Raw genomic sequence first — 9363 nt, forward strand, 5'->3', positions numbered from 1 at the left:
CCCGCCATGGGAGTCACGGCGGGCCAGCAGACGCTGACCCCTGGGCAGCTGTGGGCTGGCACCTGGGTGGTGCAGGACCCTCTGGGGGACCGGTACCTCATTGAAAAGATTCTCCGGCTCCAGGGGGCGGTGGCGGGCCTGGCCCGTTCCAGCCGCCCGGAGGACCGGGAAAAAGCGGACGGGCTGCGGGACGTGCTGACCGCGCTGCTGTCCATGAGAGAGGAGTGGCGCCATGCCAACGGTACGGGAAATTGAAGAGTCCCTGTTCACCCTGGCCCCCAGAGAGGGCGCCATGGAGTGGGACAACGTGGGCCATCTGGTGGGAGACCCGGAGGCCCAGGTCTCCCGGGTGCTGGTGGCGCTGGATATCACCCAGGCGGTGGCGGAGGAGGCCATCGCCGCGGGCTGTCAGCTGATCGTCTCCCACCATCCGGTGATGAACTGCAACTGGAACCCGGTGCAGACCCTCCGGCCCGACAATCCCCAGGGCCGTCTGCTGCTGACGCTGCTGCAGAACCATGTCGCCGCCGTGTGCATGCATACGAACCTGGATGTTGCCCGAGGGGGCGTCAACGACGCCCTGGCCCAGGTACTGCGGCTGGAGGACCCTGGGCCACTGAGCGGGGACGGGATCGGCCGCGTGGGTACGCTGCCCGCCCCCATGCCTCTGGCGGAGTTTGCCGCCTTTGTCTGCCGCACGCTGGGCGCCAACGGCGTCCGCTACGCCGACGCCGGGCGTATGGTGTCCCGGGTGGCGGTGGGCGGCGGTGCCTGCGGCGAGTATGAGGCTGCGGCCCTGGCCGCCGGGTGCGACACCTTTGTCACCTCTGATTTGAAGTACCATCAGTTCCTGGACGCGCCGGGGAAGGGGATCAACCTCATCGACGCGGGCCACTTTCCCACGGAGGACCCCGTCTGCGCCAGACTCCTGGCGTATCTCAGCGAGCATTTCCCGGAACTGCGGGTCACAAAATCCACTTCCCACCGGGAAGTCATCCAGTATTACGTAGAAGGAGAGTAAACAACCATGTCCGGACATTCCAAATGGCATAATATCCAAAAGACCAAGGGCGCACAGGACGCCAAGCGTTCCGCCGCCTTCACCAAGATCGCCAAGGAGATCATCGTGGCCGTGAAAGAGGGCGGCGGCTCCGGCGACCCCAACAATAACTCCCGCCTGGCCACCGTCATCGCCAAGGCCAAGGCCGTCAACATGCCCAACGACAACATCAAGCGCACCATCGACAAGGCACTGGGCGCCGGCAGCACTGAGAACTACGAGGCCGTCACCTATGAGGGCTACGGCCCCGGCGGCGTGGCTGTCATCGTGGAGGCCCTGACCGACAACCGCCAGCGGACGGCTCCCGAAGTCCGTCACGCCTTCGACAAGTGCAACGGCAACATGGGCGCCCAGGGCTGCGTATCCTGGTCCTTCGACCGCAAGGGCGTCATCGTCATCGACAACTCCGAGGGCGAGCTGGACGAGGATACCGTCATGATGGACGCCCTGGAGGCCGGCGCCGCCGACTTTGAGGCCGACGGGGACGCGCTGGAGATCACCTGCGATCCCGACGCCTTCAACGACGTGGTCAAGGCTCTGGAGGCCAAGGGCTACAGCTTCGTCAACGCGGAGATCGAGATGGTGCCCCAGAACTACATCACCCTCACCACCGAAGGCGACGTGAAGAACATGGAGAAGCTCATCGACATGCTGGAGGACAGCGACGACGTCCAGAACGTCTGGCACAACTGGGATAACGACTGAGCAGTCTGTATCCGATGCAAATCAGCGGAGACGGGAAACCGTCTCCGCTTTTTTTGCGGCCTTGTCTGGCACGGTTATTCAACAAAAGTTTTGTTTTGTTCATTTTGTGCCCGCAGCCCCGGCCGGCTCAGGCCGGAGCGCGGGGGAAAGCGGGCACTGTCCCTTACACTAACACTTACAATAACAATAACACTTACAATAACACTAGCACTTACACTAACGGATAAATTTTGCAAAATTCTGCAGGGAGTTGCACGCAAACGTGCATCCGGCGGGGGATGGGAGACTGTATCAGCGGGGGAGCAGCCCGGGCGGGGCACACCGGCGGGCATGGGAGGAGAGCCGCGCTGCTTATCCCCGTAAACGACGGAACTACCGGAAAAGGAGGACGAGAAACTTTGGCACATAAAAAGAGCTTTGTGCTGTACTTTGATGATTTTCCCTGTGTGGAGCAGCTGCCGTCGGACCAGCGGGGGGAGCTGCTCTCCCTGCTCTTCCGCTACGCCATCGCGGAGGACCGGGAACCCACGGAGCCCATGGCACTGGCGGACCAGGTGCCGGGGCTGACGGAGCAGACCCGGATGGCCTTTCAGTTCATTGCAAAGACCATCCGGAGGGACACCGTGCACTGGAAGGAGAAGGAGCGTCGCTACCAGGAGGCGGCCCGGAACCGGATGGCGGCTCAGTCCGATGGACAGGGCACACGCCGCCGGGAAAAGCCGCCGGAGAAGAACGACAACAGCTGGATGCGGAAGTATGTGATGGATCTGCGCAACGATGCGGCCCGGGAGAACGGAGACGGCGGACCGGAAGCGTGGCCCGGCATCTGAGGGCGGAAAAACAGGGACAGCGGGAGAAGGTGTGCCCAGCGACCGGGGAGCGGACGGAAAAAGTCCCGGCTGCGGATCACGCAGCCGGGACCATGTCTTGGCACGAGCAAAACTGTAAGCCGGGTTCTGTATTTGACAGTCATCTATCTCGACGTACCGTTGCCGATACGCTCAAGCCACCTCCCGGAAGCGGCCGGGCCGGCCATGTGCTTCCTCCACGGTGTTGCTCCGGATAGAGTTTACATCGACGGACAGTCTCCAGCCGTCGGGTGCGCTCTTACCGCACCTTTCCACCCTTACCGCCAGAGCAAGCCCTGACGGCGGTATCTCTCTGTTGCACTTTTCCTGAAGTCGCCTTCGGCGGGCGTTACCCGTTATCCTTGCCCTGTGGAGCCCGGACTTTCCTCATGGACGGCCTTTCGGCCTGCCCACGCGACTGCCTGTTTTACTCATGCCCATCTATTGTACAGGAACGCGGGAGAAATGTCAACGGCGGAAAATTGACCCGCCGCGTTGTAATTTTCCGCTGCTTGCGGTATAATTTCGTCGTATGCAAAATTCCCGCCGGAAGGCGGAGCCGATAAGGAGCGATTCCATGGATTTCGAGGAATATCTGAATTCCCTGCGAGACAAGACGGTGGCCGTAATGGGCATCGGCGTCTCCAACCGCCCGCTGATCCAGCTGCTGCTGGAGCGGGGAGTGGACGTCACCGCCTGCGACAAGAAGGACCGGGCGGCCTTGGGGGACATTGCCGGGGAGCTGGAGGCCAAGGGCTGCCGGCTGCACTTGGGAGAGGGGTATCTGGAGGGACTCAGCCAGGACCTGATCTTCCGCACCCCCGGCATGCGGCCGGACCTACCGGGGCTGACGGCGGCCGTGGCCCGGGGCAGCAAGCTGACCTCTGAGATGGAGGCGTTTTTCCAGGTGTGTCCCTGCCCGATGATCGCTGTCACGGGCAGCGACGGCAAGACCACCACCACCACCATCATCGCCGAGCTTTTGAAGCGGGCGGGGCGGACGGTGCACCTGGGGGGCAACATCGGCCATCCGCTGCTGGCGGAGACGGGCACCATCGCCCCGGGGGACGTGGCGGTGCTGGAGCTGAGCTCCTTCCAGCTCATGACCATGACCCAAAGCCCCCACATCGCCGTGATGACCAACCTCTCGCCCAATCATCTGGACGTCCATAAGGACTATGCAGAGTATATTGCTGCAAAGGCAAATATCTTTACACATCAGACAGCGCAGGATATTGCGATTTTCAATGCGGACAATGACGAGACGCTCTCCCTCTCCGCCAAGGCGCCGGGCCGGGTGCGGCTGTTCTCCCGGAAGCGGGAGGTGGCCGATGGCGTGTTCCTCCGGGGCACGGCGGTGATCGCCCGCAGCAACGGGCAGGAGCGGACGGTGATGGACACCGGGGATATCAAGCTGCCGGGGGTCCACAACATTGAAAACTACCTGGCCGCCATCGCCGCGGTGGACGGACTGGTGCCCGACGAGATGATCCGGGACTTCGCCCGGACCTTCGGCGGCGTGGAGCACCGGATCGAGCTGATCCGCACCCGCCGGGGCGTCCGCTGGTACAATGACTCCATCGCATCCAGTCCCAGCCGCACCATTGCGGGGCTCAACTCCTTCCCGGAAAAGGTGATTTTGATTGCCGGCGGCAAGGACAAGGGCATCTCCTACGCGCCGCTGGGCCCGGTAGTGAATGAGCATGTGAAGCTGCTGCTGCTGTGCGGGGCCACCGCCGGCGTCATCCGGCAGGCGGTGGAGCAGGCGGACAACTACGCGGGACTGGAGATCATCGACGTGGCGGACTACCAGGACGCCGTCTCCATTGCCGACAGCCGTGCTGTGGAGGGGGATGTGGTGATTCTCTCGCCCGCCAGCACCTCTTTTGACCGCTTTGCCAACTTCATGGAGCGGGGCCGGGTGTTCAAGCAGATCGTCAACGCCCTGCCCTGAGCCGTTCATGTGGCCAACCTTTTCCCGCATAAGATGGCGGGAAAGGGGGGAATCGTATGGGGCCTGGCTTTTTCTACCGCCATCGCCGGATGGACCGCCGGATGCTGGTCCGGGCGCTGGCGTTGTCGGTGGTGGTGGGCGTTTTGACGCTGGTCATCACCGCCGCCGTCCGCCGTGCAGATGCGGCCGCTGCTGGCCAGCCTTGCCACCACCAAGGTGTCCAACACCGTCACCCGGATCGTCTCCGAGGCCGTGTACGAGGCCATCGAGGACGGGGAAATCCGCTACGACGGGCTGGTCACCTTTGAAAAGGATGAGACGGGGCAGATCACGGCGGTGCGCAGCAACATGGCCGCATTCAACCATTTGCAGGCGGACATTCTGGACACCATCCTTACCCGGATCGACCAGGTGTCCGCCCGGGAGCTGTCCATCCCCGTGGGAACGCTGACGGGCTTCAGCCTGCTGGCGGGCCGGGGGCCCCGGATCAGCGTGCGGATGGAGTCGGTGGGCTCCTCGGAGGCCAACTTCCACAACGAGTTCGTCTCCGCGGGCATCAACCAGACCAAGCATCAGATCATTTTGACGGTGGACGTGTCGGTGAGCATCCTGCTGCCCGGCTTTACCACCGCCACAAAGGTGTCCAACTCCTTCATCGTGGCGGAGACCGTGATCGTGGGCGCCGTGCCGGATACTTATACGTATTTTGCCACGGAGCCGGACACGTATCTGGAGGACACCAAGGACTATATTCTCAATGGATCTTAAACGGAGGAAAACCCATGGATTACCGTGAGGAAATGAAGCAGCTGCGGGAGTATCTGAACCAGCAGAGCTATTTGTACTATGTGCTGGACGCGCCGGTCATCCCGGACTACGAGTACGACCGCCTCAACCGCCGCCTGGAAGAGCTGGAGGCGGCCCACCCGGAGGAGATCACCCCGGATTCCCCCACCCAGCGGGTGGGCGACAAGATCCTGGAGGGGTTCCAGACCTACTCCCATCCGGTGCCGCTGGAGAGCTTGCAGGACGTGTTCAACGACGAAGAGGTGTCGGAGTTCTGCGAGCGCATGGACAGTGAGCTGGGCGGCTCCACGGCCTACTCCGTGGAGCCCAAGGTGGATGGCTTGTCCGTGGCGCTGGAGTACCGGGACGGCGTGTTCGTCCGGGGTGCAACCCGGGGCGACGGCCGGGTGGGCGAGGATGTGACGGAGAACCTCCGCACCATCCGCTCCATCCCCATGACGCTGCCGGAGCGGCTGGCCCGGCTGATTGTCCGGGGAGAGGTCTATATGTCCCGGGCGGTGTTTGAGGAGCTCAACGGGCTGCGGGAGCTGCGGGGCCAGCCCCTGATGGCCAATCCCCGCAACGCCGCCGCCGGTTCCCTGCGGCAGCTGGACCCCAAGGTCTGCGCGGAGCGGAAGCTGGACATTCAGGTCTTTAATCTCCAGCTGGCGGAGGGGAAGGAGTTTCTGACCCATTCCGAGACGCTGGACTATCTGGCTACGCAGCACTTCAAGGTCATTCCCCACAAGACCCTCACCGGCATCGGCAACGTGCAGGCGGAGATCTTCCGCATCAACGACCAGCGGATGGAATACCCCTTTGATATTGACGGAGCGGTTGTGAAGGTAAACTCCTTGTCGGACCGTGAAAAACTTGGCTCTACGGCCAAGTTCCCCAAGTGGGCGGTGGCGTTCAAGTACCCGCCGGAGAAGAAGCCCTCCAAGGTGCTGGACATCGTGATCCAGGTGGGGCGCACCGGTGTGCTGACCCCCAAGGCGGTGCTGGAGCCGGTGCGTCTGGCAGGCACCACCGTCACCAACGCCACGCTGCACAACCAGGATTATATCGCGGAAAAGGACATTCGGGTGGGCGACACCGTGCTGGTCCAGAAGGCGGGGGAGATCATCCCGGAGATCCTGGAGGTGGACGTGTCCAAGCGGCCCGAGGGCGCCAAGCCTTACGTGTTTCCGGATACCTGCCCCGTGTGCGGGGCGCCGGTGAGCCGGGATGCGGACGGCGCCGCCATCCGCTGCACCGGTGCGGAATGTCCCGCCCAGCTGCTGCGGAACCTGACCCACTTTGCCAGCCGGGACGCCATGGACATCGAGGGCCTTGGCCCGGCGGTGGTGCAGCAGCTGGTGGACAGCGGCCTGGTCCGGAATGCGGCAGACCTTTACAGCCTCCACGCCGCAGACGTTGCGAAGCTGGACCGCATGGGGGAGAAATCGGCGGAGAACCTGATCCGGGCCATTGAGAACTCCAAGGCCAACGACCTTGCAAAGCTCCTCTACGGCCTGGGTATCCGCCAGGTGGGCGCCAAGGCGGCACAGGTCCTCTCCGCCCACTTCGGCAGTCTGGACGCCCTGGCCGCCGCTACGGAGGAGGAGCTGACGGCGGTGGGAGACGTGGGCCCCATCACCGCCCGGTACGTGGTGGAGTATCTGGCGGCTGACCAGTCCAAGGACCTGATCCGCCGGCTCCGGGAGGCCGGGGTGAATCTGGAGAGCACCGCCCAGCCGGTGGGAGACCGGTTCGCCGGGCTGACCTTCGTGCTGACGGGGGAGCTTTCCGCCTACTCCCGGAAGGAGGCTGGAGAAAAGCTGGAGGCCCTGGGGGCCAAGGTGTCCGGCTCCGTGTCCAAAAAGACCAGCTGCGTGGTGGCCGGTGAGGCCGCCGGCTCCAAACTCCGCAAGGCCCAGGAACTTGGGGTGCCGGTGATCGACGAGGCCCAGTTCCTGACCCTCATCGGTGAGGGAGAGGGGGAGCCCGCAGCTGTGGAGGCACTGTTCCGCCCCCAGGCGTGACGGCTGGTTTGGTGCAGCCGGGCGGCTGACAGGTAAATTTTTCAGATTCAGATAGTTGACGGCAGGCAGCGTCCCTTCGGGGGCGCTGGCTTGCCGTTTTCTTTGCCTGGCCCCCGGGAGGGGCCTTGACATTTTGAAAAAAGGGATTATGATAAGGATTGTTATTGTAATGATACTTATTATGAAGGCGGTTTTATGGAGAGTCTGCATTATCTGCTGATGAAATCTAATGCGATGCTTTCCCGCAGGATTTTGTCAGGGGCGGGCAAGCTGGGCCTGACGCCCGGACAGCCCAAGGTGCTGGAGTTTTTGCTCCACCACGGGGAGAGCGACCAAAAGACCATTGCGGCCTACTGTGAGATCGAGCCCGCCACAGTGGGCAGTATTCTGCTGCGCATGGAGGAGGGAGGCCTGATCCTCCGGCGGCAGAAGGCGGGGAACCGGCGCTCCCTCTATGTCTCCCTGACGGAGAAGGGTCTGGACGCGGCCAACCGCATGACGGATGTTTTCTGCAGCGCGGAGACGTCTGCTGCCGAGGGGCCGACGGCAGAGGAGACAGACCGCCTGCGGGAGCTGCTGGACAAGCTGTGCGTTACCATGCAATCTCAAAGCGAAGGGAAGAAGAAAGAGACATGACGGAATCTGCGGGAAAGCGGTGCACCCATCCGGTGCGGCGGCTGGCGTTTTTGTGTGCGGGACTCATCATCATGGCCTTCGGCGTGGCGTTTTCCATCAAGGCGGCGCTGGGGACGTCGCCCATTTCCAGCGTCCCCTATGTGACCGCCCGGATCTCCGGGCTGTCCGTGGGTACCACCACTATTATTATGAATTTCATTTTTGTGCTGATCCAGATCGGGATTCTGCGCAAACAGTACCAGTGGTTCCAGCTGCTGCAATTCCCCGCCGCCGTTTTGTTCGGCGTGATGATCGACGTGGCGGAGGCGGTGCTTGCGCCCCTTCCCGCCGGGAACTACCTGCAGCAGTGGCTGCTGTGCGCCGTGGGCATTGTCCTCATCGCCCTGGGTGTCAGCGTGGAGGTCATGGCCAATCTGGTCACTACGGCAGGCGAGGGGATCGTGCTGGCTATCTGCAAGGTGTTTCCCGTCAAGTTCGGCAACATGAAGATGGCCTTTGACATTACACTGGTGTGCATTTCCATCGTGCTGTCGCTGCTGTTCCTGGGTCAGCTGGACGGTGTCCGGGAGGGCACGGTGGCGGCCGCCGTTCTGGTGGGACAGATCACCAAGCGGTTCCAGCCGCTGATGAAGGCCTTGGAGCGGGCGGTCTTGTAAAGCATCGAAAGTACCCCGGAGGGGCGGACGTCTCTCCGGGGATTTTTCATGCCCGCTGCTCTTCGCCAAAGCGGAGCGGACCCGCTGCCAAAAGCGGAAACGGTAGCTGCCACAGACACGTATTTCCTCAAATAAATTGCGTTTATTAGAAAGCAAAACGATTACATGTGTTACAAAATGGTGAAAAAGTTCTGCATTTTTGTGCGGGTTGCAAAAAAACAACACCGATGAATGAGGAAACCTTATCCATATCTTCCATAGACAGCCGACGTTGTCTCGTGATATTTTATAGACGCGGTCGGGAACCCCGACTGCAAATCTATAAAGAAAGGATGTCTTTCCAATGAGACTGCGTTCCGAAGCAGATGTCCAGGAGTTTTTGAAAGTTGTGGAGTCCTGTGAGGGCGGTGTGTACCTGCAAAGCCCAGAGGGAGACATTTTCAATTTGAAGTCTTCTCTCTCCCGCTATATCGCGGTGGGTCAGCTCATCGCGGAGCAGGGTGACGATCTGGAACTGTTCGCCGACCGGCGTGAAGACCGTGCCCGGCTGATGAACCTGGTGGCGGACCTGATGAGCAGCAGCGCCGCTCAGGCCGGCTGAGCCTCCCAACATTCTGAATCAGCAATAAGCCCCCGCCGCCGGAATCATCCGGCGGCGGGGGCTGTTGTCTTGAGCGGCGGGAGGTCACTGGTC

Annotated in this window: 9 protein-coding genes, 1 other RNA gene and 1 pseudogene; 10 read left to right on the plus strand and 1 reads right to left on the minus strand. The window is 62.2% G+C overall.

Annotation, left to right across the window (positions count from 1 at the left end; translation table 11 throughout):
- The 4 genes and pseudogenes from QZL67_RS06465 to QZL67_RS06480 all read left to right on the plus strand — a co-directional run.
- A pseudogene (locus QZL67_RS06465) lies at positions 1-255 on the plus strand (SAM-dependent methyltransferase); the annotation flags it as partial.
- Positions 233-1021, plus strand: a complete 789-nt coding sequence (locus QZL67_RS06470) for a Nif3-like dinuclear metal center hexameric protein (RefSeq protein WP_022289928.1) — start codon at positions 233-235, stop codon at positions 1019-1021. The pseudogene QZL67_RS06465 and the gene QZL67_RS06470, both read left to right, overlap by 23 nt.
- Before the next feature lie 6 nt (positions 1022-1027).
- A complete protein-coding gene (locus QZL67_RS06475; RefSeq protein WP_022289929.1) occupies positions 1028-1765 on the plus strand; it encodes a YebC/PmpR family DNA-binding transcriptional regulator in 738 nt (245 codons plus the stop codon).
- Between the two features lie 398 nt (positions 1766-2163).
- Positions 2164-2595 (plus strand): DUF6291 domain-containing protein, encoded by a 432-nt coding sequence (locus QZL67_RS06480; protein WP_022289930.1) that lies wholly within the window; start codon positions 2164-2166, stop codon positions 2593-2595.
- A gap of 99 nt (positions 2596-2694) precedes the next feature.
- On the opposite strand, the gene rnpB is transcribed toward QZL67_RS06480, so the two are convergent.
- Positions 2695-3047, minus strand: an RNA gene (rnpB, locus tag QZL67_RS06485) — RNase P RNA component class A.
- Positions 3048-3190: 143 nt separating this feature from the next.
- Between rnpB and murD the strand changes: the two genes are divergently transcribed.
- The 6 genes from murD (at position 3191) to QZL67_RS06515 (ending at position 9270) form a co-directional block, all read left to right on the plus strand.
- Positions 3191-4567, plus strand: coding sequence for a UDP-N-acetylmuramoyl-L-alanine--D-glutamate ligase (murD, locus tag QZL67_RS06490; RefSeq protein ID WP_022289931.1), 1377 nt, complete (start codon positions 3191-3193; stop codon positions 4565-4567).
- Positions 4568-4747: 180 nt separating this feature from the next.
- A complete protein-coding gene (yunB, locus tag QZL67_RS06495; protein WP_022289932.1) occupies positions 4748-5335 on the plus strand; it encodes a sporulation protein YunB in 588 nt (195 codons plus the stop codon).
- Positions 5336-5349: 14 nt separating this feature from the next.
- The gene (ligA, locus tag QZL67_RS06500) at positions 5350-7377 is read left to right on the plus strand and encodes an NAD-dependent DNA ligase LigA (protein WP_022289933.1); all 2028 of its coding nucleotides are present in this window, start codon (positions 5350-5352) and stop codon (positions 7375-7377) included.
- A gap of 195 nt (positions 7378-7572) precedes the next feature.
- Positions 7573-8013, plus strand: coding sequence for a MarR family winged helix-turn-helix transcriptional regulator (locus QZL67_RS06505; protein ID WP_022289934.1), 441 nt, complete (start codon positions 7573-7575; stop codon positions 8011-8013).
- Complete coding sequence (locus QZL67_RS06510; protein WP_022289935.1) at positions 8010-8669, plus strand: YitT family protein; 660 nt, start codon at positions 8010-8012, stop codon at positions 8667-8669. The genes QZL67_RS06505 and QZL67_RS06510 overlap by 4 nt, the downstream gene beginning before the upstream one ends.
- 343 nt (positions 8670-9012) lie before the next feature.
- On the plus strand, positions 9013-9270 hold the full coding sequence (locus QZL67_RS06515) for a hypothetical protein (protein WP_022289936.1): 258 nt from the start codon (positions 9013-9015) through the stop codon (positions 9268-9270).
- Positions 9271-9363: the final 93 nt, after the last annotated feature.

Source organism: Oscillibacter sp. CAG:155, from assembly GCA_000436875.1.
GTDB lineage: Bacteria > Bacillota > Clostridia > Oscillospirales > Oscillospiraceae > Oscillibacter.